This is a genomic window from Flavonifractor sp. An9, from assembly GCF_002161245.1.
Taxonomy (GTDB): domain Bacteria; phylum Bacillota; class Clostridia; order Oscillospirales; family Oscillospiraceae; genus Flavonifractor; species Flavonifractor avicola.
The window spans coordinates 25,816-52,802 of the sequence record NZ_NFHC01000009.1 but is presented as its reverse complement, the minus strand read 5'-3'; the positions used below and the strand labels follow the sequence as shown (position 1 = coordinate 52,802).

Below are 26,987 nucleotides of genomic sequence, written 5' to 3'. Positions count from 1 at the left end.
CATTCTTGCACCGCTGTAGAAACTATGGTATCATACCATTTCACAGGAGGGATCGCCATGCCAGACTCCACCATCACCAAAAAAGCGCTGGCTCAGGCGCTGAAGGAGCTCACGCGGGAAATGCCCATTGAAAAAATCAATGTGGCCTTTATCTGCCAGCGGTGCGGCATGAAACGGCAGAGCTTCTATTACCATTTCCGGGATAAATACCACCTTATTAACTGGATCTTTGATTCTGAGATAGGCGCGGTACTACAGGACAGTCCTGACGCCGCTCAGGAAGATCCCTGGGATAAGTTCCAACAGCTATGCGACTATTTCTATGAAAACCGGGTCTTTTATCGCTCCGCGCTGCAAGTGAAGGGGCAGGCCTCCTTTCTCGTTCATTTTCAACGAAGCGTCTTTTCCATCTTCAAACACTACTTCTCCTTCCTGCCGGCAGACGGAAAATGTGACGAATTTACCGCCAACTTTTTTGCTGACGCTATTGTCTGCTGCATTGCACGGTGGATCCTGTCAAGAAACGGGATGCTACCCGAAGAATTCACCCGAAACGTAAAGCAGCTGGGCGCCGTGATTCGCTTCGCGGAACAGCGTTCCTCATTTCCAGCCGAATCTTTTGACTTGTAATGTTTATAGAGAAACTGCAACAAAATCGGGATATGTCAAAATTTTTGACATATCCCGATTTTGTCTCATGACAGTCTCTGCCGGTTCCCGTTATAATGGCAGAAAACTGTGATGCAGTACGGAAAGGATGAATTATATGAGCAATCCCGTAAAAGACGCCATGCAGCGGTTTGCCATCAATCAGGTCCTTCGTTATCTGGACGGCAATCCGGAGGAAAACATCCCCAAGCTCATGGAGCTGTTTGACAAATATACCCCGTCCGACTGGTACCGGCCTCAGCGGGATGCCTTCCGCAAGGCTACCAAAGTCCGGAAAGCCCGGAGCATCTGTGCGAAAAGACGATTCCTTATGCCCAACGGTGGAAACCGGTAGCCGATGCGCTCTGGCAGGAATCTCATTCCCAACAGCCTTCATAATCCATATCCAGCCCTTCTCTCCAAAACGATCCCCCCAGCGCGTCTGCAAACAGCCGCGCTGGGGGGGATCTCCGCGTTACGTGGTAACCGTGCCCCTCACTCTTTTGCCCAATACAGGCGGCAGGGGCGGCCGCCTGTATCGTAATTGATGGTGCTAAAGGCCTCTCCACGCTCCACCAGGTAGTTGGCATAACGGCGCACCGTCACCACCGACAAATTGGTCTGTTTGGAGAGGGCCTCGCTGGGCAGGCCCTGGGGTGGCGCGGCCCGGAGACAGGATCGGATGAGCTGCAGGGTGCTCTCCTGGAGGCCCTTGGGGGCGCTGTGCTCCCCGGACTCCGGCGGGGCAAACAGTTTATCCAGCTCTCCCTGGGTCACTTCCTCCCCCATGACCGCCTCCCGGTGGCGGCAAAAGGTATCCAGCGCCTGCTGGAATCTCTCGTATGTAAAGGGCTTGACCAGATAGTCCACCACTCCCATTTTAAGCAGCTGGTCCACGGTGGCGGCATCGTTGGCGGCAGTGACCATGATAGCGTCTACAGGGATGGCCCTCTCCCGGAGGGCGTGAAGGAGCTCCACCCCGGTAAACAGCGGCATATAGACATCCAGCACCACCAGATCCGCCGGATTCTGAGCCAACCACTCCAGGGCGGCCCGTCCGTCCTGAAAGGTCTGGATCACCCGAAACCGTGGGTCTTTCTCTGTAAAGGTCCGGTCCAGCAGCGAAACCATGGGATCATCTTCCACAATCACAACGCGATACATCCAAACTCACTCTCCGTCCTCCGGGACCTCCTCCCGGCAAAAGCTCACAAAAAACGATGTGCCCACTCCCGGCTCCGATTCCACCCGGATCTGCCCGTGATAGGCCTCCACCACCTCCTGGACCAATGCCAGGCCGGTGCCCCGGCTGCGGCCCTTGGTGGATACCCCCCGCTGAAACATGGTCTGACGCAGGGCCGGGGAGATGCCGGGCCCGGTATCCTCCACGCACAGCAGCAGGCTGTCCTCGCTCTCCCGGATGCTCACCGACACCTCTTTGATGGCGCGGCGGGACTGGTTGAGCACCTCGATGGCGTTTTCGATCAGATTGCCCAGAATGGTCACATAGGCCTCCGGCGGCAGCCAGAGGCTCTCCTCACTGAGGGTGCTCTCCCGGTCCAACCGCAGATGGATACCCAGTTCGTTGGCCCGGCTGGTCTTACCTACCAGCAGCGCCCCCACCGAGGGCTGGCGGATCTGGTTCATAATGCGGCTCACCGCCACCCGCTGGGTCCGGGTGGTATCCATAATGTACTCCTGGGCCTTTTCCGGCTCTCCGATCTGGAGCAGGCCTAGGATCACATGGAGCTTATTCATAAATTCATGGGTATAGGCCCGCATAGCCTCCACCATATGCTGCACGCCCGTCAGATCATCCGCCATACGGGTCAGCTCGGTGCGGTTGCGGAAGATGCTCACCGCACCGGCTAGCGTTCCATTCTCATACAGCGGCATCCGGTCAGCCAGCACCCGGATCTCCTTCAGGGAGCTCATACTCACGTTGTACTCCGACTGGCCGGTGCGGAGGATGCGGTCCAGCGTGGAACGGGGATAGACCTCATGGAGGGACCGGCCTACGGCAGTCTGCCGGTCAATGGAGAGCATCTCCGCCGCCGCCTTGTTGAGAAAAATCACCTTCTGCTCTGCATCGATGGCCAGGATGCCCTCCTCAAGCGCGTCCAGAATATCCTCCCGCTGGTGGAACCGGCGGGCAAAGGCGTCCGGCTCATAACCCATCAGGGACTGCTTGATGCTGCGGGACAGGCGCATGGCCAGCAGAGAACCCAGCACTGCGGCCACCACACCCACCGCCAGCAGGCGAAGCACCGTGTGCAGACCCACCAGAGCCATGCTGCGGAAGTAGACTCCTACAATGACGAAGCCGATCACTTCCCCCGCCTCGTCCCGCACAGGGGCATAGGCGGAGTGGTCCGAGCCCATGGGCCCGGTCTCATTGGAGGTGTAGGGGGCCTCACCGGCCAGCGCCGCCTGCTGGGCCGTCCCCACATAGGAGGTGCCGATCAGGGTGCTGTCCGGCACATAGAGCAATTTGGACTGGGTGTCCCCCACCAGGATCAAGTCAATATCGGAAGTACGGCTGGTGGTTTCGTCCAGATAATCGGACAGCTCCTCTATAGTACGCTCCCCCTGCAGGGCCTCCTGGATCATAGGTACCCGGGACAGAATGGACGCGGAATTGAGCAGATTGTTGTCAAGAGCCGTCTGTTCACTGCGCAGGGTAAAATAGAGGGTACCGCCTATGGAAAGAGCAATGGATACGATGACAATCACCAGGTTCATCCGCATCAACCGGGCACGGATGGAGGATCTGGCCTGTGTGGACATAGACACCCGCCTCCTTTGTTACCAGTATAGGAAAAACCGCGAAGCCTGTCAAACAAAAGCCGGCAGCCGTCCCAGGCATACTTTTGCGCCAAAGCGCAAATGATGCGGATAAGCCCTGACAGCGCCTTCTGTGGAACCATAGCATCTTTTTCCATTCTTTCGCACTTTCCTTTTGGTAACTCTCGTTAAAAGCTTATTTTCCGTGTATTTTCATTACTTTTTTTACTTTCAAAAGGGTTACGGAAATTTGGACCAGGTAGTAAGATAAGGCCTGCGAAAACGAGGTGATGTGTTTGGATGCATTCAAGGAATCCCTGGTGGAGGAGTTGGGAAACCACACCGCTTTCACCATCCCGCTGTTCGGAGGCATTCCGGTGGCGGAGTCGGTGGTGGTGACCTGGATCGTCATGGCTGTGCTGGTGATCGCGGCGCTGCTGCTGACCCGGAACCTGAGCGTACGCAATCCCGGCAAGGTCCAGATCGCCCTGGAGAGCGCGGTGCAGTTCCTCAACGGCTTCGTCAAGACCAACATCGGCAGTCACTGGCGGCCTTTTGCCCCCTATCTGGGCACGGTGGCGCTGTATATCGGTTTTGCCAATATCATTGGCATCTTTGGTCTGACGCCGCCTACGAAGGACATCAGCGTGACCACCGCCCTGGCCCTGATGAGTATGCTGCTCATCTATGGCTCCCAGTTCCGGTACAACGGTCTGCTGGGCGGACTGAAGAAGTTCGCCGCGCCCATGCCGCTGCTGCTCCCCATCAATCTGATGGAGGTCATCATCCGGCCCCTGGCGCTGTGTATGCGTCTGTTCGGCAACGTATTGGGCGCATTCATCATCATGGAGATGCTCAAATTTGTGGTCCCGGTATTTCTGCCGGCGGTATTCAGCATCTACTTCGACCTGTTTGACGGGTTGATCCAAATGGTCGTCTTTGTGTTCCTGACCACACTGTTCACCGGCGAGGGCATCAAAGAGGAAGAGTAAGGCACATTCATCCAAGAAACATTTGATTTACAGGAGGAAATTATCATGTCTATGGCTATCATTGCTGCCGCAATCGCAGTCTTCACCGGCATCGGCGCCGGTATCGGCATCGGCTTCGCCACCGGCAAGGCCAGCGAGGCCATTGCCCGTCAGCCCGAGGCCTCCGGCAAGATCAACAGCGCTCTGCTGCTGGGCTGCGCCCTGGCAGAAGGTACCGCCATCTTCGGCTTCATCACCGCTCTGCTCATCATCTTCGTCGGTTAAAGGGGGCGCCCCCAATGCTGGAGTTCCATCTTTCCACCATTCTCTTCACCATTATCAACCTGCTGGTGCTCTTCTTCCTGCTGAAGAAGTTCCTCTTCGGCCGGGTCAACGCCGTGCTGGAACAGCGGGCCGCTCTGGTGAAGGGCGAGATCTCCTCCGCGGAGGAAAATAACCGTCAGGCCGAAGCGCTGAAGGCCCAGTACGAGGGCAAGCTGACCGATGCCCGGCATGAGGCCGCCAAGATCGTGGCCGACGCCCAGAACCGGGCCCAGCGGGTCTATGAGGGCAAGATGGCCGAAGCGGAGACCGACGCCAAGCGTCTGCGCAGCGAGGCTGAGGCCCAGATCGCCGAGCAGCGGGACGCCATGCTGCGGGGCGCCCGGAACGAGGTGGCCTCCCTGGCCCTGCTGGCCGCTGCCAAAGTGGCCCAGCGGTCTATGGACGGCGACGACGACAAGGCCTTTGTGGATACATTCCTGTCGGAAGTGGGTGAGCAGGCATGAATGAGTTGGCCCGCCGCTATGCAGAGGCACTCTATGCCGTCTCCCCCGATGAGGAGACCCTGCAAGCCACCGCTCAGGCCATGATGGCGGACGCCCCTCTGTGGGAGGCCCTGTGCTCCCCCGCCGTCCAGGCCTGGGAAAAGGAGCGTGTTCTGGACCGGCTGCCCATTCTGGACGGCCACGGTCTGCTGATGCGTTTTTACCGCCTGCTGGCGGAAAAGGGCCGTATGACTCTGCTGCCCGACATTCTGGAAGCCTTCCATGACAAGGCCCTAGCTCAGCGGGGGGCGGTCCGCTGCCGCCTGACCTGCGTCCGTGTCCCCGATGAAGCGGAGCAGGAAAAGCTGAAACAGGCCCTGTGCCGGCTCCACCACAAGGCTGATGTGGTCTTTGAGATCCGCATGGATCCGTCTCTGCTGGGCGGATTCACGCTGGAGCTGGAGGGCGTAACCTATGACAAGAGCGTCCGGGGCGCGCTGGCCGGTCTGAGCCGGCAACTGGAAGAGAGGCGAATGGCATGAAAACCAATCCCGAAGAAATCGTCTCCATCCTGCGGGAGGAGATTCAAGGGTATGATACCCGCGTACGGCGGGATGAGACCGGCACCGTGCTGGAAGTAGGCGACGGCATTGCCACCGTCTACGGCCTGGACAAGGCGGTATACGGCGAACTGGTAGAGCTGGACACCGGCGTAAAGGGCATGGTCATGAACCTGGCCCGGGACAGCGTGGGCGTGGTGCTGCTGGGCAGCGACGCCGGTGTCCGGGAGGGCACCGTGGTACGCCGCACCGGCCACCCTGCCGACGTGCCCGTGGGCGACGGCCTGATCGGCCGCGTCGTGGACGTGCTGGGCCAGCCCATCGACGGTCTGGGCCCCATTGAGGCCACCGAAACCCGCCCCATTGAGCATGAGGCCAGCGGCGTGGTCAGCCGTGAGCCGGTGAACGTTCCCCTTCAGACCGGTATCCTGGCCATCGACGCCATGGTACCCATCGGCCGGGGCCAGCGTGAGCTCATCATCGGCGACCGGCAGACCGGCAAGACCGCCATCGCCGTAGACACCATTCTGAACCAGAAGGGTCAGGATGTGATCTGCATCTATGTGGCCATCGGCCAGAAGGCCTCCACCGTGGCCCGTATTCAGGATACCCTGAAGAAGCACGGCGCCATGGACTACTCCATCATCGTCTCCTCCACCGCCAGTGAGTCCGCCCCCCTCCAGTACATCGCCCCCTATTCCGGCGCGGCCATGGGCGAGTACTTCATGAGCAAAGGCAAGGACGTGCTCATCGTCTACGACGATCTGAGCAAGCACGCGGTGGCCTACCGTACCCTCTCCCTGCTGCTCAAGCGGTCCCCCGGCCGTGAGGCCTATCCCGGCGACGTGTTCTACCTCCACTCCCGTCTGCTGGAGCGGGCCTGCCGCCTTACCAAGGAATACGGCGGCGGCTCTATGACTGCCCTGCCTATCATCGAGACCCAGGCCGGTGATGTGTCGGCCTATATCCCCACCAATGTCATTTCCATCACCGACGGCCAGATCTATCTGGAGAGCGACCTGTTCTTTGCCGGCCAGCGGCCCGCCGTCAACGTAGGCCTGTCGGTATCCCGTGTAGGCGGCTCCGCCCAGACCCGGGCCATCAAAAAGACCGCCGGTACCCTGCGTATCGACCTGGCCCGGTTCCGTGAGCTGGAGGTCTTTACTCAGTTTGCCTCCGATCTGGACCCCGCCACCCAGCAGGCTCTGGACCACGGCCGCCGCCTGCTGGAGCTGCTGAAGCAGCCTCTGTACAACCCCATGTCGGTAAGCCGTCAGGCCATTATCCTCTATACCGCCACCAACGGACTGCTGGACGACGTGCCTCTGGACAAGGTACGCTCCTTCGTGCTGGACTTTGCCCAGGAGATGGAGCAGGAACACGCCGGCGTGGTGGACGAGATCCAGTCCACCGGCAACCTGAGCGGCCCGGCCATTGAGACCATCCGCTCGGTGCTGGACAACGCCAAGAAACGGGTGAGCGCCACATGGCAAGCATAAAAGAGATCCGCACCCACATCAAAAGCGTGGAGCAGACCCTGAAGATCACCAACGCCATGTATCTCATCTCCTCCTCCAATCTTCAGAAGGCCCGGAAACAGCTCACCGATGTGGAGCCCTACTTTCAGAAGATCGAGACCACCATCTCCGACATTCTCCACCACTCTCCGGAGATCAGTCACATTTTCTTTGACAAGCGTCCCAGCGTTCAGCCGGAGGACCGCAAGATCGGCTATATCGTCATCACCGGCGACAAGGGCCTGGCAGGCGCCTACAACCACAACATTCTGAAGCTGGTCGAGCAGAAGATGAGCCAGCATCCCCATACCAGTCTCTTCGTGGTGGGTCAGGTGGGCCGCTCCTATTTCCAGGAACACGGCATCCCCATCGATGTGGAGTTTCTCTATACCGCCCAGGACCCCAACATGGGCCGGGCCCGGGATATGGCCGAGCTGATGATCGACCTCTATCTGGAGGAACAGCTGGACGAGGTCTATATCCTCTTCACCCGCATGGTGAATACCTTCCGCATGGAGCCCACCGTCCACAAGCTGCTGCCTCTGGACCCGGACGTCTTTCCCGACTATGAGAAAAACCGGGACACCTACAATCGGGACGTGGTATACGTCCCCTCTGTCAAGGCGGTTATGGACCGCCTTGTGCCCGGCTATGTGAAGGGCGACATCTTCGGCGCTCTGGTGGAATCCTACTGCTCGGAGCAGAACGCCCGCATGACCGCCATGAAATCCTCCAGCGACAACGCCCGGGCTATGCTGCAAAATTTGAATCTGTCTTATAACCGGGCCCGTCAGGCCGCCATCACTCAGGAGATCACCGAGGTGGTGGGCGGCGCCCAGGCCGCACTGTAAAAAGTCCAAGGGAGATTACGATATGAAGGAAAACAAGGGAACCATTGTACAGGTCATGGGACCTGTTGTGGACGTTGCCTTTGACCAGGGCAGCCTGCCCGAGATCAAGGAGGCCCTGGAGGTCCAACTGAACGGTCAGCGCCAGGTCATGGAAGTGGCGCAGCATATGGGGGGCGACACCGTCCGCTGCATCATGCTCTCCCCCAGCGAGGGCCTGGGCCGCGGCATGGAGGTCATCGCTACCGGCGCTCCCATCTCCATCCCCGTGGGCGAAGGCGTGCTGGGCCGGATGTTCAACGTCCTGGGTGACGCCATCGATGAGAAGGGGCCGGTGAAGGCCAAGGAAAAATGGTCCATCCATCGCCAGCCCCCCGCCTTTGAAAACCAGCGCCCGGTGGTGGACATTTTTGAGACGGGCATCAAAGTCATCGATCTGCTGGCCCCCTACGCCAAGGGCGGCAAGATCGGCCTGTTCGGCGGCGCCGGCGTGGGTAAGACCGTGCTCATTCAGGAGCTGATCCACAACATCGCCACCGAGCACGGCGGCTACTCCATCTTTACCGGCGTGGGCGAGCGTACCCGTGAGGGCAACGACCTGTGGCGGGAGATGACTGAGTCCGGCGTCATTGAAAAGACTGCCCTGGTCTTCGGCCAGATGAACGAGCCCCCCGGAGCCCGTATGCGGGTGGCCCTTACCGGCCTGACCATGGCCGAGTACTTCCGGGATCAGGAGAAGCAGAATGTGCTGCTCTTCATCGACAACATTTTCCGTTACGTTCAGGCCGGCTCCGAGGTGTCCGCCCTGATGGGCCGGATGCCCTCCGCCGTGGGCTACCAGCCCACCCTGGCCAACGAGATGGGCGCTCTCCAGGAGCGCATCACCTCCACCAAGGACGGTTCCATCACCTCGGTGCAGGCCGTCTACGTCCCCGCCGACGACCTGACCGACCCCGCCCCTGCCACCACCTTTGCCCACCTGGACGCCACCACCGTTCTCTCCCGTAAGATCGTGGAGCAGGGCATCTACCCCGCGGTGGACCCCCTGGAGTCCACCTCCCGTATTCTGGAGCCCGACGTGGTGGGTCAGCGGCACTATAAGATCGCCCGCGGCACCCAGGAGCTGCTCCAGCGCTACCGGGAGCTTCAGGACATCATCGCCATCCTGGGCATGGAGGAGCTGAGCGAGGACGACCGGCGCACCGTGGAGCGGGCCCGCCGCATCCAGCAGTTCTTCTCCCAGCCCTTCTCTGTGGCCGAGCAGTTCACCGGCCTGGAGGGCCGTTATGTAAAGCTGGAGGACACCCTCCGCTCCTTTGAGACCATCCTGGGCGGCGAGCTGGACAAATACCCCGAAGCCGCCTTCAGCAACGTGGGCAACGTGGACGAGGTCATTGCCAAGGCCAAGAAGATGGGGGCGGTATAAATGGCCCAAACCGGTACCTTTACCCTGGAGATCATTACCCCCGAGCGCCAGTTCTACATCGGCCCCGCCGAAGCCCTGGTTCTTCCCGCTGTGGACGGCCAGATGGGCATCTACCCCGGCCACGAACCGGTGGTCACCGCCGTGGAGCCGGGGGAGCTGCGCTACAAGGTGGAGAACAAGTGGGAGCCTGCCGCGGTGGGAGCCGGCTTTGCCGAGATCAAGCCGGACTATGTGATCCTGCTGGTGGGTTTCGCCGAACATCCCGAGGAGATCGACCGGAAGCGGGCCGAGGCCGCCAAGCTGCGTGCCGAGGAGCGCCTGCGCCAGAAGCAGAGCGTCCATGAGTATTACCACTCCAAGGCCGCCCTGGCCCGGGCCATGGCCCGCCTGAAAACCAGACGTTGAGAGAAATAAAAAGGCAGGACGGAATTCAGAGGAATTCCGTCCTGCCTTTTTATCATTTACCCAATCTGTTTCTTTTTCTTCCCCAACAGCAGGGAGGCAAACAGGGAAACCAGCGGCACGGTCAAGATAATGCCCACCGAGCCGGCCACACTCTGGATCAGCTCAATGGCCATGGTATCGCTGTTGATGATCTGAATCAGAGGGTAATGATAGACCTGGAAGAGCAGCAGCATATTGAAGGAGGCGCCCGCAAAGGCCAGGATCAGCGTATTGGCCATGGTGCCCATGGCGTCCCGGCCAATGTTCATCCCCGACCGGAACAGGCGGCCGGAGGTAATCTCCGGGTCCACCGTCCGCAGTTCGTGGCAGGCAGAGGAGATGGACATGGCCACATCCATCACCGCCCCCAGGGCGGCGATGAGGATGCCGCTGACCAGCAGGCCCCGGATCTCCAGCGGGCTGTCGTAGGCCCGCAGTACCAGTTCTTCCGCCTCCGACATATTGAACCCGCCAATCGGGGTGATGATCCCCACAATCCAGGCAAACAGGCCTGCCGCCGCAACGCCGCATACGCAGCCCAGTCCGGCGCACAGGGTTTTGCGGGAAAAACCGGTCAGCATCAGCAGGGACGCCGCCGCCGTCAGCGCCGCAATAAAGATAGCCGACGGAATGGATGGCGCTCCCTTCAGTACCATGGGAATGAGCAAAAACCAGATACCGGCCAGGGTGTAGGCCAATCCCAGCAGAGCCATGACTCCCTTTTTACCGCCAATGAAGATCAGCAGCAGAGCAAAAACCACCAGCATCCCCACCAGAACAATACCCCGGTCGTAGTTGGGAATGGAGACCACATATGGGTCCCCATTGTCATCCACATCCAGCCGCACAATGACCCGGGTACCCAGGGAGCAGTCTACATTGGCATAGGCGGTGAGGTAATTGATGGCCTCCAGAACGGCCCCCTTGTAGGGACCGCTGAGAATCTCAAGCTCCAAATACTGGCTGCCCACCCGCAGGCCCTCGGTCCATTCATCCGGCTGGGCATCATCGGCCAGAATATCGGTAACGCGGGCAGAAGCAAAGTTTCTCTTCTGGGCCGCAGTCAGCTCCCCATTCTCCGGTTGGAGCAGCACACCCCCCACCACCAGAATGAGCAGCAGGCACAGCCCCACAATCAGCCCTGCAATCCGGCCCTTGCTGGGAGGCCATAGGGGCTGCTTTTCCAGCAGAACAGGCTGCTTTTGTTTCTTTTGTCCCATGGCGCTCTCCTCTCAAGATATAAGGCGGGGCGCCGCCCACCGAGGCAGGCGGCGCCCCGCATACGCAAGTATGGAATCAGTCGTTTTCTGCAAAGCGGGCCAGCACGGCAGCCACTTCCGCACGGGTCGCGTTCCCCTGAGGATTAAGGGTGCCGGCGCCAGTACCGATAATGATACCGGTATCCACAGCCCAAGCCATAGCCTGGGCGGCCCAGTCGCTGACAGAACCGCTGTCAGGATAGGCGGTCAGGTCGCACTCAATGACGGGGCTGCCCACAAGACGCCACAGCATGGTGACCAGCTGCTCACGGGACACGGCAGCCTCCAGATTGGTGCCGTCGGACACGCCGTTCTCCACCGCCCAGGCCACACCGGCCTCATACCAGGTAGCGCCGGTGGAGGTATCCACGCCATTGTAGCGGGCCAGGATGGTAAGGATCATGGCCCGGCTGGTGGTCATGAAGGGGGAGAACTGGGTGGCAGCGGTGCCGTTCATGAGGTCGTTGTCATAGACATATTTTACGGCACTGTAGAACCAGTCGTCCACATCCACATCCGTGAAGGGCAGTTCGTTCTCCACACTCTTGGCGGCAAAGGAGGCTTCCACAGTGACAGCGGAGGCGGGCATGGCAAAGGTGTACTTGCCGTCCCCCTTATCGGTGAGCTTGATCTCGTTGCCGTTCTTGTCGGTAACGGTCAGTACATTCAGCTCGTAGCCTTCGTCAGCCTTCACAGTCAGGGTGATGGTCAGGCCCTTGGAGGCGCGGGTGCGGCTGGCAGTCACGGTACCGTTGTCGCTGCCCTCCACAGTGATGGCGTAGGTGGTGGAGCCGCTGGTGGAGGCTACAGTACATACGATATCCGCTCTGTCACGAACTCGGATGCGGGGGAAGGGGCCGTCGGGGGCGTTGAAGGTATTGTCGTAGGAGGCAAGACCGGTGGCGGTGATGTCGCAGCCCACCTCCAGACCGTCGATCTTCTTGTCGCTGGTGATATAACCGTCGATAAACACGCGGCCGATATTACCTTCGCTGTCACGGACCATAATGGTCTGAATGGAGCCATTCTCTTCCTGGAAGGAGACAACGGTGCCCTTCAGGGTGACCAGGCTGCCCAGGACGGAACCGTTGTTCAGCTGGTCAGCGGTGATCTCCATGGGGGCAGGAGCCTCCGTCTCGCCGATCTTTTCAATGGAGGTCACGGCGATCTGACGCTCGCCCTGATAGGAAGAGGTAGTGCCGGTGATACGCACCTTGTCGCCGGTCTTGTAATTGCCGGCCACGGGGAAGGCGTTGATACCGGCGGTGTCGTCCTGGACATAGATGCAGTCGAAGAAGGCGGTATCCTTGTCGTAGCCGGAGGCATTGGAGGTAACCACACCTTCGATGGTGTACTTCACACCTTCCAGTTCCTGAGCCTGCACCTGTTCGATGGGAGTAACAGTCACGGGGTTCAAATAGTTAACCAGATTCTCGCAGATGTTGTAGTTGGAATAGTTCTTCTCAGCACCGGAGTCGCCTACCTCGGCCTGCACCTCAAAGTTGGACATGAAGGCTGCGCCGGAGACAATGATGAGGCCCTTGTTGTCGCCCAGGTCCTCGGTGGCCAGCACCATCAGGCGTTTATCGCCCTCGGCCACAGCGTACTTGGGCATGGAATCGCCGCCCAGGCCGTCGTTATCGCTGTCCGCAGAGTAGGTGGTGGCGTGGCCGTAGACCACGGGAGAGACGGTGGCAGGTATCTCGGTGGTGGGGTTGCCCGCATCGTCCACCACATAGATGGAAGCGCCGCCGTACTGACTGAAGAGCTGAGAGTACAGGTTGTTGTTGGGATTCTCGGGATCAAACTCCACGCCGTTCATCAGGAAATGGTCCCAATTATAGGTGGAGAGATAGAGACGCTGGGTCTGTCCGCCGTTGAGCTTGTCATCGTTGGTGGCGTCGTCACCAATACGCAGGGAAGAGCCCAGAGCCTCCAGAACCTTGTTCTGCTGGGCAGCCATATGGTCGGCAGCATCAAAGGCGGCATAGCTTTCGTAGTAGTCCGACCAGCCAGCCACGACCAGGGTGCCGCCGTCGGCGTTGAAGGCCTTCAGGGCCTCGATCTCCGCATCGGAGTAGCAGGCGTAGGGATCTCTCAGTGCGGTACCATCCCGGCGGGAGGGCGCGGTGAGGATGATGGCCTTATACTTGTTGTCCTTGTTCTCACAGGCGGCGATCAGGTCGTCGCTGGTGTTCAGCTGAACCGTGCGCACCGAGTAGCCGGCAGCCAGATTGCCGAAGTTGCCCATGGAGTCCTTGTAGTTGCCGTTCACATACTCATTGTAGTGGGAGGCGTCGATACCGATGTAAACCAGCTGGCTGGCGTCCAGGATATCCAGGGTCACGTCCTTGGAGTAGGTGTACTCGATGTCGCCCTGCTCCAGAACCGCGGTGACGGTGACAGTCATCACCCGGGCCATATCGGGGATATAGCTCCAGTCCACGGTCATCGTGCCGGAGGCGGGGAGCTCATAGCCCTTGGTGTCGGCGCCCAGGACCTCGCCGCCGCTGGAGTAGGTGATGGACTTGACGGTGGCGGGCTCAGACTCGCTGTTGAAGAGGGTGGTGGTGAGGGTGAGGGCCTCGCCGGTAACGGGGGTGGCGGTGCCGCACTCCACGGAGGAGACGCCCAGCTTCACCACTTCGCCCACCCAAACGGGAGCGGTGACGGCCAGGTCGCCGTCGCCCTGGGTGACGCGGATAAAGTAGTAGCTGTAGTCGGCGGGGATGGCGCACTCCAGCTCGCCGGCGGCCAGCTCAGTGGGGTCATCCCAGGTGTAGGCCACGGCGCCGGAGTTGACCACCACTTCCACCTTGGAGATGGAGTCGGAGGCGTCGGGGTCATACACGCTGACGTTGATGCTGACATTCTCGGGGACCTCGGAGATAATGGAGCCCAGCAGCTGGCCGTTGAGGGTGTAGTTGATCTCCAGGTTCTTGTCCTCGGTGGCGTAGACCCGCCGGTCGCGGATGGCCTGGTAGATGCCCTCCTGGGAGAAGTCATCGGTCAGGATAACGTCGCGGGCGTCGTTGGCGTTGCCCCACTTGCCCTTGTGGTTGTCCTGGTTGTTGGTGGGGGCCACGTGCCAGCCCTTGTCCAGGGCCATGATGTACTGCTCATAGCTGGGGTAGTAACCGCCGGCGCCGATGGCGCCTTCGCCGTTGCCCACCTCCACCAGGTGCATCCGGGTGTCAATGATGGGGTCATAGTAGCCGAAGTCACTGAAGTTGCCGAAGGTAGTGCCGGGGTGGTTGAACTGGCTGATGGAGTCCGCCAGGTTCTCATTGCTCAGCAGGGCATAGTAGGCCTTCATACCCGCATCGGCAGTCTTGTTGTTCAGCGTGGTGTTGTTGCGGGAGACGATGCCGGGGGTGTTAAAAGTGTTGATGTGGCCGGGGCCGCCGGACCAGGTCATCTCGAAGCCGGCCAGGGCCACCACTTCGCCGGCGTGCTCCTGGTTGAAGGCGTTGATGGCGCCGGTGTAGGCGTTCCACTTCGCCGCGCTCTCCTCGGACATCTGCTCGGGGTCGTAGAGGGCGGCCTCGGGGTTGGCGTCGGAGGAGGTGTCAAAGTAGTTGGAGTGGTCGGTGAAGGCCACAAAGTCCACGTTGGCGCTCTCGGGCAGGCTGGCCACGTAGTTCAGGCCCTCCTGGAGGGTGCCCGCGCCGTCGGAGTACTCGGCGGTGTGGGAGTGGAGCTGTCCGAAGTAGAGCTGATACTTGGCAGTGCCAATGGTAAAGGTCCAGGTGCGGGAGGCGGTCTTTCCACCGTCCCGGGTGACGGTGGCGGTGACGGTAACCTTGCCGTCCGCCATGGCCTGGGCGGGGGTGTAAGAGGCCCTGCCGTTCTTCACGGTGGGAGTAACATCCTGGTCGTTTACCTTCAGGGAGACGGCGGGATTCTCCCCGGCGTTGCCAAAGGTGAAGCCGATCTCAGGCTTCTTCTCGTCGCCGGTCTGGGCATTGGCGGCGGGGAACACCTCGAGGATATAGGGCTCATCCTTGACAGCAAGGGTGGTGGTGCCGGTAAAGGCCACATCCTTGTTGTCCCTTCCCTCAATGGTGATCACCACATCACCGGCGACCATGGCAGAGTCGGGAATGGTGAAGGAGTAGGCGCCGTCCTTCTCTGTCAGCTCGGCAACGGTGTTGCCGTACTTGGCGGAGATGTCCTTCACGCCAAAGACGGAATCCACGGTGAAGCTGACGGAGTACTCCTGACCCACATAAGCGTCGGGCAGGAGCCCAAAGGTGACAGCGGGCATATTGACCACGCCATCAGTGATGGTAACGTCCTCAGCCACAGGGTAGAAGTTGAAGGTGTAGATATCCTTATCGCTGTCACTGTACAGGCTGTAGGTCTTGTAGGAGCCGGCATAGTATTCCAGGTACTGGGAGTACTTGCCGTTAAATTTGGCGGTACGGCTCTCCAGGTTAAAGCCGCCGTTGAAGGCGGTCAGCTTCCAGTCGGCGTCCTCGGTAGCCTCGGCAGAATAGAAAGCGTTGTTGCCGGTGCCGTTGGAGCAGAGGTAGCCGTCAGAAGTCTTGAAGCGGAACCACTCGCCGTTGACCTCCACGGTAAAGACCCGGGCGCCGTTGGCGGGGGTGGCCACGCCGTCGGCCACGGTGGCCTCGGCGTTGTTGATGGAGGGGCTGGTCTCGTTGCCGTCGGAACCGGCCAGAACGCCCTTGGCGCCCTCGTTGTAGAGCACCACCTGAGCGCCATCCTCAGGCACCTCGCCGCTGGGGGGCTCCGGAATATCAGTGACCTTGTAGAATGCCAGGGCAAAGAGAGACTCCGTACCCTCATTGATGTATTCGAATCCGCTCCAGTTGCCCTTGCTGTCGTACCACTCCATGTAAGCGCCGCGAACGGTGTTCTTGATGTAATAGAGGCCGTCGCCCGCGTCCTCCAGCACCCACTGGTCGTTCTTTTCACCCAGCGGCATACTGGAGAAAGAATCGCCCATACCGATGTTCTGGCCGTCGTAGGAGAAGGACCAGGTGCCGTCGCCGTTGTCGGCCACGGTCCACACATCGGCGGTGGTGAAGCCGGACAGGGTGCCGTTCTCCATGGTCACGGTGGTGCCGTTGTTGTAGTAGCCGGTATAGGTTCCGGACAGGGCCTTGTCGTAGGCGGGGTTATAGATGACCACCTGTTCCCCGTCGTAGATGGGGCCGTCGCCGGGCTCGGGTTCCGGCGTGCTGCCCGGCTCCTGCACCTTGTCCGCCTGGAAGAACTGGAAGGTGTAGATGTCAGGTGTGCTGGCTTTGTAACCATAGGTAGTAAAGCCATTGAAATACTCGATGTACTGCGCGCCGCCGTTGTACTGGGCGCTGACATTCTTCACCAGCCAGCCCTCGTCCTGCTCCTCCAGGGTCCAATAGCTGAATTCGCTGGCGGTCTCAGCCATGGTGAGGCTGTTTCCGGTCGCGCCGGAGGTCAGATACTTGCCGTCGGCAGAGAAGGTGAACTGGCCTTCTTCATTGGTGGCAACGGTAAATATGGCTGCCTCCTTGGTAGTGGTCAGGGTACCGTTTTCCAGCGTTCCCTCCTGCCCGGCCAGCTTGGAGCCGCTGGCAGTGGTGGTCATAACTTTATTTTCAGCGGGCATATAGAATACCACGCTGTCGCCAGCTTTGATAGGGATCTCGCCGGGCTGGGGATCAGTGTCGCCACCGGGGTCGGGAGAAGGTTCAGAATCTGCTTTGTACAGTGACAGATCAAAGACATATCCGTCAGTATTTGTGGTGGAGTAGGCGCCAAAGCGCGCACCATTATCCTGCCACGCAATGGCTCTAGTATCCGCTGTAGAAGCAGTAAATCGGAATGTTGCATCTCCATTATCTTTAATATTCCAGGTATAGGGTTCATCTGGTTTTGTAAAGTTGGTGCCGCTACTACCATATCCCAGATAATTTGCTCCGTTGGAAAGGATGATGGTTCCTTCCGATACAATAGCATTCCAGAGAGGAATGGCACTTTCAGAAGATACGGTCGTTCCATCAATGGTAATATCGATTCCATCAATTTTACTACCGATATTTGTACCCAAGGCCTTTGAGCCGGCAGAAGTATTTGCAACCAGAATATAACTGCCGTCCGTCAATTCTTCCTGCGTCGTAATCTTCGTAAAAGTTCCTGTCTCACCGGCCGCAAAAACCGCGGTGGGCAGCAGTGACAGGATCATAGCGATGGTTAATAACGTGGATAGCAGGGGTTTCAGCTTATGTCTCATACTACGATCATCCATCCTTCCTCGCATAGGCCGCCTGCGCGGCCATTTCTTTCTTCCAATATACCGGATGCTCTCACCCCCACACCTCAGATTTGGCCAAAAAAGCCGGACGGCTCGTCCGCCTTTCCCTTCTGTTTCCTGGCCCTTTCCTTCCTTTCTTCCGGGCAGCACCATCTCTCCCCAGTCCGCAGCGGATGAACCGCTCCGTTTGATACAGTGTTATTTTAACAAAACATTCCTTCGGGTACAAGCCTTTTTTAGTAATATCCGCCTTTACATCGTATTATTTCTGAAAAATTTTTGTGTAATATATGTAACACAACCCTTCGCACTAGTATATTTTCCTTTATCTGGCTGTATTTCCCATAACAAAATCCATTCTCTCGGCCGGTATTCTTCTGGCTGTGTTTCTAAAGCTGCACCTCAAAAACGCGGCGCTGCCGTTGGGCAGCGCCGCGTTTGTTACAGGTCGTACAGCTGTGAGAAGCTGTCTCTGAGGGCGGGATAGAGTTCCGTATACAGCCGGTAGAAGGGCTCATACCGAGCGCTATCCCCGCTGTTGGGGGCGCAGGACTGATCGGGATGAACGATGGCGTCACAGGCGGTAGGCACATCGGGATATACCCCCGCGCACACACCAGCCAGAATAGCCACACCCAGGGCCGGTCCCTCCTGGGCCGCTTTAGCGGTCTGGACGGTGCAGCCCAGCACGTCGGCCAGCATCTGCCGCCAGAAGGGGGACCGTCCGCCGCCGCCGCAGGCCATGATGTGGTCGGGTGCCACCCCCATCTCCCTTAAAATGTCCAGGCACTGGCGCTGGGAGTAGGACACGCCCTCCATCACCGCCCGGATCAAATCTCCCCGGCCATGCATGGCGGACAGGCCGATAAAAGCGCCTCTGACCTTCTCGTCCAGCAGAGGAGACCGCTCCCCCATCAGGTAGGGCAGGTAGAGCAGCCGGTTGGCCCCAATGGGGGACTGGGAGGCCTCCCGGGTCATGATGTCGTAGGGGTCCACCCCCTCTGCCTCCGCCTGCCGCCGCTCTTCGGCGCAGAACTGGTTGCGGAACCACTGGAGGGACAGACCGGCGGCCAGGGTACAGCTCATGACCGTCCACGCTCCGGGCACGGCGGCGCAGAAGGTATGGACCCGTCCGCCGGGGTCGATGCTCACCTGATCGGCGTGGGCAAATACCACGCCGGAGGTGCCCAGCGTGACAAAGGCGCGCCCCGACCGCACCACGCCGGTGCCCACCGCGGCCGCGGCGTTGTCTCCCGCGCCGCCCGCCACCGGTGTGCCGGGCGCCAGGCCGGTAGCAGCAGAGGCAGCCGCCGTCACCGTGCCGGTCAGATCAACAGATTCATACAGCTTACCCAGCAGGGCCGGGTCGATATCCAGCTTGTCCAGCACCTCCCGGCTCCAGCAGCGGTGTGCCACGTCCAGCAGGTTCATGCCGGAGGCGTCGGATACCTCGGTAGCAAACTCTCCCGTCAGCTTATAGCGCAGGTAGTCCTTGGGCAGCAAGATGTGACGGCACTTGGCGTACAGCTCCGGCTCATGGCGGCGCACCCACAGGATCTTACCGGCGGTAAACCCGGTAAGTGCCGGGTTGGCAGTGAGCTGGATGAGTCGCTCCTTCCCTATCAGTTCCGTGATCTCTTGGCACTCCCGGCCGGTGCGGCCGTCACACCACAGGATGGAGGGACGGAGCACCCGCCCCTCCCCGTCCAGCATCACCAGGCCGTGCATCTGGCCGGACAGGCCCACGCCTTTTACTTCGCTGGGTGAGACACCGCTCTGGTCCAGTACACCCCGGATGGTCTCGCAGGCAGCCTGCCACCAGGCCTCCGGGTCCTGCTCCGCCCAGCCGTTCTGGGGCTGGTCCAGCGGATAGGTGGCGGTGCAGGAGGCCACGGTGCGGCCTGTCTCGTCAAACAGGGCGGTCTTGGTACCGGAGGTGCCCAGATCCACACCCATCAGATATGCCATAGCCCTTCTCCTTTCCAATGTAAAAGGGGCGCGCCATACTGGGTGCGCCCCTCCGCGCACAAGCGCTCAGCGGAACATGACGTTGTTGACGATGGTTTCCAGATACTCCTGCCGCCCGCTGGGTACGTCGATCTTCTCCAGACCCATGGCGTAATCGGACAGGGACTCCAGGGTAGCGGTGCCGTCCACGATGGTCTTGCCCACGCCGCTGCGGTAGCTGGCGTACCGGTCCTCCACGAACTGGTCCAGTCGGCCGTCGGCCTGGAGGGCCAGGGCCTTCCGCAGGCCCAGGGCGAAGGAGTCCATACCGGCGATGTAGGCCAGCAGGATGTCCTCCAGAGTGTTGGAGGGACGACGGGTCTTGGCGTCGAAGTTCAGGCCGCCGTTGGTAAAGCCGCCTGCCTTCAGCACCTCCATCATGCAGTAGGTGGTGTTGTACACGTCGGTGGGGAACTGGTCGGTGTCCCAGCCCAGGAACAGGTCCCCCTGGTTGGCGTCGATGGAACCAAAGGAGTCGTTGACAATGGCGGTGCGCAGCTCATGCTGGAAGGTGTGGCCCGCCAGGGTGGCGTGGTTGGCCTCAATGTTCATCTTGAAGTCGCCGGTGAGGCCGTACTTCCGCAGGAAGTTCATGCAGGTAGCCACATCGAAGTCGTACTGATGCTTGGTGGGCTCCTTGGGCTTGGGCTCGATGTAGAAGTCGCCCGTAAAACCGTGGGCACGGCCATAGTCCCGGGCCATGGTCAGGAAGCGGGCCAGATTATCCAGCTCCATCCCCATGTCGGTGTTCAGCAGGGTCTCATATCCCTCCCGGCCGCCCCAGAACACATAGCCGGTGGCTCCCAGCTCGATAGCGGCGTCGATACAGGCTTTCACCTTGGCAGCGGCCACGGCATACACGTCGGCGCTGCAGGAGGTGGCGGCGCCCGCCATGAACTTCTTGTCGCCGAAGTTGTTGGCAGTGACCCACAGACACTTTTTGTTGTGCTTCTCCTGGAGCTCTTTCAGGTAGCCCACCATGACCTTGAAGTTCTCGATGCTCTCCTTCACAGTGGCGCCCTCGGGGGCAATGTCTACATCGTGGAAGCAGTAGTAATCCAGGTCCAGCTTATCCATCAGGCCGAAGGCAAAGTCTGCTTTGGCCCGGAACTTGGCCATAGGGTCGCTCTGGCCGAAGCTCTTGTCCATGGTGCCGCTGCCGAACATATCCACGCCCTCGGCGCAGATGGTATGCCAGTAGCTCATGGCGAACTTCAGGTGCTCCCGCATGGGCTTGCCCGCCAGCACCTCGTCCGGGTTGTAGTATTTGAAAGCAAAGGGCTCGTTGCTCTCCGGCCCCTCATAGGCAATTTTGTCGATCTCCTCATAGGTTTTCATGGCGATACCCTCCCTTTTCCGTTTTCATTATGCTGTGCGCGCCTTGCGCAGCTTCTGAGTGATGGCGGGCAGCATCTGCACGGCGATGGCCAGCAGCAGGATGGCGCCCTTGATGGTGTCATTGATCAGCGGGTTGAGGCCCAGGGCGGTGATGATCTTGTCGATGATGGTGAAGGACATGGAGCCAAACACCACGCCCAGGATGCGTCCCTTGCCGCCGCTCATGCTGATGCCGCCGATGACCACGCCGGCGATGGAGTACAGCTCATAGTTCTTGCCGCTGGTGGCCGGGTCCACGGAGCCCACGTTAGCCACATAGAGGAAGGATGCGATGCCCATCAGCACACCGGCAATGACAAAGACCAGCACCCGGGTCATGCTTACATTGATACCGGAGAGCTGAGCGGCCCGCTCGTTACTGCCCAGAGCGTATACCCGCTTGCCAAACTTGGTGCTGGTGGACAGGTAGGTCATAATGGCCACCACCACCACCAGGATGAGCACCAGAATGGGGATCTGGAACACCGACTGATTGCCGATGACCCACAGAGGCTGCCACTGGGACAGACCGGCGTCCAGCTGATAGATGGTCCAGTTGTTGCTGTTCATCACCGTCTGAGCGATGGAGCGGTACATCAGCATGGTGGCCAGAGTGACGATAAAGGCGGGCATTTTCACCAGACCGATGAGCACGCCGTTGATGAGGCCCAGAATCACGCCCATAAAGACGGCAAACAGGAAGGAAAGGGCGATGTTGTTGGTGTTATTGAACACCATGACGGTGAGGCCGCCCACCAGCGCCAGCTGGGAGCCCACCGACAGATCGATGTCGCCGGTCAGGATGATCAGGCCCATACCCAGGGCAATGATGCCGATGACCGTGGAGTGACGGGGAATATTCATCAGGGTGGTCATGGTGGTGGCGCCGTGGTTGATGATGAGGAATACCACCAGGATGGCCAGGAAGATCAGGATGAAGTTATATTTGTGCCAGATACTTTTGACCAGAGCGGCCGCTTTGTTCTTCTCTTTCATGGTCTCACACCTCTTGTCCCTGCTCCGCACGGATGGCGGATGCGTTGGTAGCCAGGAGCATGACCCGCTCCTCAGTGATCTCGCTGCGCTCCAGCACGGCTTGCACGCCGCCGTGGTAGAACACCACGCAGCGGTCGGCCACCTTTTGGATCTCCGGGATCTCCAGGGTATTGACGATGACGGTTTTGCCCGCCTTGGCCAGTTCCTGGATCAGCTTGTAGATCTCGGTCTTGGCGCCCACGTCGATGCCCTGGGTGGGATTGTCCAGCAGCAGGATCTCCGCCTCGGTGTTGAGCCACCGGGCCAGGATCACCTTCTGTTGGTTACCGCCGGAGAGGCTGACGATCAGGTCCTCATGGCTCTCCGCCTTGATGTTGAGCATCTGCTTGAGCTTGTTGTACCTGGCCACCTCCCGCTTCACATGGATATGGGGATGACGGCCGCTGAGGGTGTGCTCAGCGCAGTATGTATTCTCTAGAAGCGTCATATCAGGAATGACGGAGTTTTCCTTCCGATTGGCGGCCAGCATAGCCACCTTGTCCTTCATGGCCTTATGGATGGTACCGGAGGCTACCGGCTTGCCCCATACCTTCAGCTTGCCGGCAGTAAAGGGAATGGCTCCAAAGACAGCCTGCATCAGCTCGCTGCTGCCGGCGCCCTTCAGGCCGGTAAAGCCCAGCACCTCGCCTTTGCGGACGGACAGGGTCACGTCGTGGAAGCCCTTGCCGGTCAGTCCTTCCAGCTCCAGGATGGGTTCACCCAGCTTGCGGGCCTCATAGACCTCCTGGTTCACATAGCCCTCGCCCACCATCTGCCGGGTCACTTCCTCCGGCGTGATGTCGGCGATGCGGCCTGATGAGATGAAAGAGCCATTGCGCAGGATGGTATAGCGGTCGGCGATCTCAAAAATTTCCGGCATTTTGTGGGAGATGAAGATAAAGGACTTCCCCTCCCCTTTCAGCCGGCGCACGATGCCGAAGAGATGTTCGATCTCCTCGGTGTTCAGAGCCGTGGTAGGCTCATCCAGGATAAACAGCTTGGCCTCGGCGTGGAGGGCCTTGGCGATCTCCAGCAGCTGCTTGCGGCTGGTGTCCAGGCTGCCCACCATCTCGGTGGGGTTGATGTCCACGCCCAGCCGGTTGAACAGTTCCTGGGACTGGCGGATCATCTCTCTTTTATTCAGGTGACGGAACTTGCCCAGGATCTCCTTGTTCAAAAACAGATTCTCGTAGACGGTCAGGTCGTTGATGACGTTCAGTTCCTGGTGGACGAAGGCGATCCCGGCCTCGTCCGCCGATTTGACTGTGATGGAATCCATCTGCTTCCCGCAGAACTCCACGGTGCCTCCGTCCCGCTGGTGGACGCCGCCCAGGATGTTCATCAGGGTGGACTTGCCGGCGCCGTTTTCGCCCAGCAGTGCGTGTACCTCCCCCTCCTCCACGTCGAAGCTGACCTTGTCCAGCACGGTGACGCCAAAGAAGCGTTTGGTGATATCGGTCATCTGTAATAGTTTCATGGTCAGGCACCCTCTTTAAGGAACGGCGGTCCCCACAGGCGGCACAGCGCCCGCGGGGACCGCCGCTCGGTCTGGTTTAGAAGCCCTCGTAATCGGCCACGTTGGTGGAGTCGACTACATCGACGGTGATGGTATGATCCTTTTCCACGGTCTCGCCGTTGAGATGGCTGATCATGTCATCCACGGCATTCTGGATCATCTTGGGAGGATAGGTGACGGAGAACAGGTCGAAGTTGGACACGATGTCGGGATAGGCGGTGTTGGCGTGAGTGCCGGACAGAACCTCATACATCTCGCCCAGGCCGGAGGAGGAGCCGATGGAGTTGATGGACTCCAGGAAAGCGTCCTTCTTGGCCTGCTCGATCTCGGTGCCGCTCAGAGCTTCCAGGATGCCCATGCCGATCTCGTCGTCGTGGGTGAAGATGTAGTGATACTCGCCCAGCTCCTCAACGGTCTTGCTGTTGATCCAGTCGATGAACAGCTGCTTGCCGGTGGAACGGCTCCAGCCGGTGGCGGCGGAGTACTCGATGGTGGCCAGCTGTTCCTCGGTCCAGCCGTTGGCGGCCAGGGTCTCAGTGAAGCCCTTGTTGCGCATCTCGGGCACGGAGGAGGTGTCGCCGATCATGACGTACAGCTTGTCGCCGGGCTGCAGGCCGTCAGCGATGAAGCGCTCGGCAGTAGCCTTACCAATACCCTCGTTGTCGCCCTTCACGTTGGCAACTACCTTCTCCTGCACCACGGGGTTGTCAATGATGCGGTCCACCATGATGAAGGGGATGTCGGTGGCGGCGATGTTGTTCATGGAGGATTCCATGGTGTTGTCATAGGGCAGGATCACGATGCCGGCGGGAGGAGTCGCAGCGGCCAGAAGGTCGTCGATCTGCTCCTGCTGGTTCTTGGCGTCGGTAGCGGCCTGCACGATCACATTGTAGTTGCCCTCGGCGTTGACTTCCTCAGCCTTCTGCTGCGCGTAGGTCAGCACAGCGCCGGTCCAGCCGTGGTCGGCGTTGGGAACCAGGACGTAGATGTCGCCGCCGGAAGCAGTCTGGCCGCCGGTCTGGGTCTCACCGCCGCCGCTGGGGCTCTCGGTGCCGCCGCCTCCGCCGCCGCAGGCGACCAGGCTCAGGGACATGACGATGGCAAGAATGAGCGCAAGATACTTTTTCATGTTCATTGTCCTCCTTGTCAATTTATTTTCCGCAGCTTCTACTGCAAAAAATGCCATATGTTGGTTACAGCTCCACCCAAGCGGAGTCCTTCTCGGCGCTCTCCACCACCGCGTGGACAAACTTCACGCCGTCCACACCGGCGTCCACCATGGTAATGGAGTCGGTGGAGTAAGGCCGGCCCGCCTTCTTTTCGATGAGGGCGGTGACATAGTCCCGGTAGATGTTGGCGAAGGCCACATACAGGCCCTCGGGATGGCCCACAGGCAGACGGCTGTAGCCTCCGGCGGGCTGGTCGATGCCGTTGCCGCCCCGGGTAAGTACCTGCATGGCCTGACCCTTGGGGGTGTAATACAGATAGTCGGGCTGCTCCTGACGCCACTCCAGAGCACCCTGGTCGCCGAAGACCCGGACCACCAGGCCGTTGTAGTGGCCGGCAGCGATCTGGGAGCACCAGTAGGCGCCGTTGACGCCATTGTCGTACTCCACCAGGATGTTGGCGTTCAGGTCCAGAGCGTGGCCGTACTTATTGGTGGTGGCGGCCAGGCGCTTGATCTTCAGACCGGTGACGTAGTTCACATAGGCCTCGATGTGGGTGCCGATGTCGCCCACGCAGTTGGAAATGCCGGAGAATTTGGGGTCCTTCCGCCAGACGGACAGGTTCTCCTTGGCCCCCTCCTGGGGCTCCAGCTCGTTGATGAGCCAGTCCTGCACATACTCGGCGTTGACGGCGGCGATCTTGCCGATCTTGCCGGCGGCGATCATGTCCTTCATAACCCGGCTCATGGTGTAGCCGGGATAGGTATAGGTCACGGCAAAGAGCAGATCCTTCTCCTTGGCCAGGGCCTCCAGCTCCTCCGCCTGAGCCACCTCGAAGCACAGGGGCTTCTCACACACCACGTTGATGCCCGCCAGCAGGAACTCCTTGGCGATCTCATAGTGGAGGAAGTTGGGGGTGCAGATGGAGACGAAGTCGATGCCGTCCTCCCGGGCGGCCTCCGCCTTTGCCATCTCCTTGTAGTCGGCATACATCCGGCTGGGATCGATGCCGTAGGCCTTGGCAGTATCCTCGTTCTCCGACGGGATGTTGGAGAAGCAGCCGCACACCAACTCCGCCCGGGGATCAAAGGCGATGGCCTTGCGATGCACCTCGCCGATGAAGGCGTACACGCTGCCGCCCACCATACCGTATCTCAGTTCTTTTGCCATGCTTTCAGACCTGCCTTTCCTCAGCCATTGGAGATGGCGTCGTCAAACTTGATATCGGACTTCTTGAAGTCCACCTTGCGGACAAAGGCGGCAGCCTCGGTAGCGCCGTCGATGCGGTCCATACCGCTGTCCTCCCACTCCACCGACAGGGGGCCGTCGTAGCCCATGTCGTTGAGCACCCGGATGATCTCCTCGAAGTTCACGTCGCCGTGGCCCAGGGAGCGGAAGTTCCAGCCCCGGCGCAGATCACCGAAGTCGATATGGGAGCCCAGCAGACCGCTGCGGCCGTCCAGAGTGACGGCGGCGTCCTTCATGTGGACGTGGTAGATGCGGTCCCGGAAGTCGGACAGGAACAGGTGGGGCTTGATGCCCTGCCAGATCAGGTGGCTGGGATCGAAGTTGATGCCGAACTCCAGCCGGTCGGAGAACTTCTCCAGCAGGCGCTTGGTGGAGTAGTAGTCAAAAGCGATCTCGCCGGGATGGACCTCCAGCGCAAACTTCACATCGTTCTTCTTGAACTCGTTGAGGATGGGGGTCCACAGCTCCACGATCTTGTTGTAGCCGTCCTCGATCATCTCCTCGGTGGTCTGGGGGAAGGAGTAGAGGTAGCGCCAGATGGGGGAGCCGGTAAAGCCGGTGATGATCTTGACGCCCATCTTGTTGGCCACCACGGCGGCCTTCTTCATGGTATCGATGCCCCACTGGCGGATGGCGTCGGGCTGATCGGCCAGAGCGGCGGGCGCAAAGTTATTCAGCCGGGGATCGGGCGCATCGCCCACGCACTGGCCGATGATGTGGGTAGCCAGGGCCTTGCAGATCAGGTTGTGCTTCTTCAGGGTCTCCTGCACCCAGGGGATGTAGCTCTCGTCTTCCAGGGCCCGGTCCAGATCCAGATTGCTGCCCCAGCAGGCGATCTCCAGGCCATCATAGCCCATCTTCTCCGCCAGCGCACACAATTCGTCCAGAGGCAGGTCCGCCCACTGACAGGTACACAGAGTAACAGGTCGCTTGCCCATAGCTGGTTCCTCCTTTTCCTTATCACCGTTGCGCTATCATAAATCCATTTTATAAAATAGATTTACTAAAGTTCTTGCCATTAGATTACACTCTCAAATATGAAAAGTCAATCCCCTTTTTGACATTTCTCCCAATTGCCGAAAAGATTGTATAAAGTGCTATGTGCCATTTGCCAAAAAGGGACGCCCGGCAGCACTGCTGCCGGGCGTCCCC

The 26,987-nt window shown here is 59.8% G+C and carries 21 protein-coding genes; 10 read left to right on the top strand and 11 right to left on the bottom strand.

Going from position 1 to position 26,987, the window contains the following annotated elements; genetic code table 11:
* Positions 1-57: 57 nt before the first annotated feature.
* A complete protein-coding gene (locus B5G40_RS07745; RefSeq protein WP_087399254.1) occupies positions 58-630 on the top strand; it encodes a TetR/AcrR family transcriptional regulator C-terminal domain-containing protein in 573 nt (190 codons plus the stop codon).
* 136 nt (positions 631-766) lie between these two features.
* Positions 767-1,003, top strand: a complete 237-nt coding sequence (locus B5G40_RS07740; RefSeq protein WP_087327324.1) for a hypothetical protein — start codon at positions 767-769, stop codon at positions 1,001-1,003.
* Between the two features lie 140 nt (positions 1,004-1,143).
* On the opposite strand, the gene B5G40_RS07735 is transcribed toward B5G40_RS07740, so the two are convergent.
* Both B5G40_RS07735 and B5G40_RS07730 read right to left on the bottom strand, forming a co-directional pair.
* On the bottom strand, positions 1,144-1,812 hold the full coding sequence (locus B5G40_RS07735) for a response regulator (RefSeq protein ID WP_087327321.1): 669 nt from the start codon (positions 1,810-1,812) through the stop codon (positions 1,144-1,146).
* Between the two features lie 6 nt (positions 1,813-1,818).
* On the bottom strand, positions 1,819-3,435 hold the full coding sequence (locus tag B5G40_RS07730; RefSeq protein WP_087327318.1) for an ATP-binding protein: 1,617 nt from the start codon (positions 3,433-3,435) through the stop codon (positions 1,819-1,821).
* Between the two features lie 287 nt (positions 3,436-3,722).
* Between B5G40_RS07730 and B5G40_RS07725 the strand changes: the two genes are divergently transcribed.
* The 8 genes from B5G40_RS07725 to atpC are packed head-to-tail and all read left to right on the top strand — an operon-like array spanning position 3,723 to position 9,926.
* Positions 3,723-4,424: a F0F1 ATP synthase subunit A gene (locus B5G40_RS07725; protein ID WP_191434088.1), complete on the top strand. Its 702-nt coding sequence runs from the start codon at positions 3,723-3,725 to the stop codon at positions 4,422-4,424.
* 45 nt (positions 4,425-4,469) lie between these two features.
* Complete coding sequence (atpE, locus tag B5G40_RS07720) at positions 4,470-4,688, top strand: ATP synthase F0 subunit C (RefSeq protein WP_207752835.1); 219 nt, start codon at positions 4,470-4,472, stop codon at positions 4,686-4,688.
* Positions 4,689-4,702: 14 nt separating this feature from the next.
* Positions 4,703-5,191: a F0F1 ATP synthase subunit B gene (gene atpF / locus B5G40_RS07715; RefSeq protein WP_087327315.1), complete on the top strand. Its 489-nt coding sequence runs from the start codon at positions 4,703-4,705 to the stop codon at positions 5,189-5,191.
* Positions 5,188-5,712: an ATP synthase F1 subunit delta gene (gene atpH / locus B5G40_RS07710; RefSeq protein ID WP_087188618.1), complete on the top strand. Its 525-nt coding sequence runs from the start codon at positions 5,188-5,190 to the stop codon at positions 5,710-5,712. Before atpF ends, atpH begins: the two co-directional genes overlap by 4 nt.
* Positions 5,709-7,229: a F0F1 ATP synthase subunit alpha gene (gene atpA / locus B5G40_RS07705; protein WP_087327312.1), complete on the top strand. Its 1,521-nt coding sequence runs from the start codon at positions 5,709-5,711 to the stop codon at positions 7,227-7,229. The genes atpH and atpA overlap by 4 nt, the downstream gene beginning before the upstream one ends.
* The gene (gene atpG, locus B5G40_RS07700) at positions 7,217-8,098 is read left to right on the top strand and encodes an ATP synthase F1 subunit gamma (protein ID WP_087327309.1); all 882 of its coding nucleotides are present in this window, start codon (positions 7,217-7,219) and stop codon (positions 8,096-8,098) included. Before atpA ends, atpG begins: the two co-directional genes overlap by 13 nt.
* 22 nt (positions 8,099-8,120) lie before the next feature.
* On the top strand, positions 8,121-9,521 hold the full coding sequence (gene atpD, locus B5G40_RS07695; protein ID WP_087268044.1) for a F0F1 ATP synthase subunit beta: 1,401 nt from the start codon (positions 8,121-8,123) through the stop codon (positions 9,519-9,521).
* A complete protein-coding gene (gene atpC / locus B5G40_RS07690) occupies positions 9,522-9,926 on the top strand; it encodes an ATP synthase F1 subunit epsilon (RefSeq protein WP_087188614.1) in 405 nt (134 codons plus the stop codon). It abuts the gene before it with no gap.
* 56 nt (positions 9,927-9,982) lie between these two features.
* Here atpC and B5G40_RS07685 read toward each other — a convergent pair whose 3' ends face one another.
* From B5G40_RS07685 to B5G40_RS07645, 9 genes are all read right to left on the bottom strand, one after another.
* The gene (locus tag B5G40_RS07685; RefSeq protein ID WP_087399253.1) at positions 9,983-11,185 is read right to left on the bottom strand and encodes a YibE/F family protein; all 1,203 of its coding nucleotides are present in this window, start codon (positions 11,183-11,185) and stop codon (positions 9,983-9,985) included.
* 76 nt (positions 11,186-11,261) lie between these two features.
* Positions 11,262-17,465 carry an S-layer homology domain-containing protein gene (locus tag B5G40_RS07680; RefSeq protein WP_143383383.1) on the bottom strand — a complete coding sequence of 2,068 codons (6,204 nt, stop codon included), beginning with the start codon at positions 17,463-17,465 and terminating at the stop codon, positions 11,262-11,264.
* A gap of 462 nt (positions 17,466-17,927) precedes the next feature.
* The gene (gene xylB, locus B5G40_RS07675) at positions 17,928-19,454 is read right to left on the bottom strand and encodes a xylulokinase (protein WP_087399251.1); all 1,527 of its coding nucleotides are present in this window, start codon (positions 19,452-19,454) and stop codon (positions 17,928-17,930) included.
* A 66-nt stretch (positions 19,455-19,520) separates the two neighbouring features.
* Positions 19,521-20,831, bottom strand: coding sequence for a xylose isomerase (gene xylA / locus B5G40_RS07670; RefSeq protein WP_087399250.1), 1,311 nt, complete (start codon positions 20,829-20,831; stop codon positions 19,521-19,523).
* A gap of 27 nt (positions 20,832-20,858) precedes the next feature.
* Complete coding sequence (locus tag B5G40_RS07665) at positions 20,859-21,866, bottom strand: ABC transporter permease (RefSeq protein WP_087399249.1); 1,008 nt, start codon at positions 21,864-21,866, stop codon at positions 20,859-20,861.
* A 4-nt stretch (positions 21,867-21,870) separates the two neighbouring features.
* The gene (locus B5G40_RS07660) at positions 21,871-23,382 is read right to left on the bottom strand and encodes a sugar ABC transporter ATP-binding protein (RefSeq protein ID WP_087399248.1); all 1,512 of its coding nucleotides are present in this window, start codon (positions 23,380-23,382) and stop codon (positions 21,871-21,873) included.
* Positions 23,383-23,458: 76 nt separating this feature from the next.
* Positions 23,459-24,550, bottom strand: coding sequence for a substrate-binding domain-containing protein (locus tag B5G40_RS07655; RefSeq protein WP_158099494.1), 1,092 nt, complete (start codon positions 24,548-24,550; stop codon positions 23,459-23,461).
* 64 nt (positions 24,551-24,614) lie between these two features.
* Positions 24,615-25,757: a Gfo/Idh/MocA family protein gene (locus B5G40_RS07650; protein ID WP_087399246.1), complete on the bottom strand. Its 1,143-nt coding sequence runs from the start codon at positions 25,755-25,757 to the stop codon at positions 24,615-24,617.
* A 20-nt stretch (positions 25,758-25,777) separates the two neighbouring features.
* Positions 25,778-26,773 carry a sugar phosphate isomerase/epimerase family protein gene (locus tag B5G40_RS07645; protein ID WP_087268092.1) on the bottom strand — a complete coding sequence of 332 codons (996 nt, stop codon included), beginning with the start codon at positions 26,771-26,773 and terminating at the stop codon, positions 25,778-25,780.
* Between the last annotated feature and the right edge of the window lie 214 nt (positions 26,774-26,987).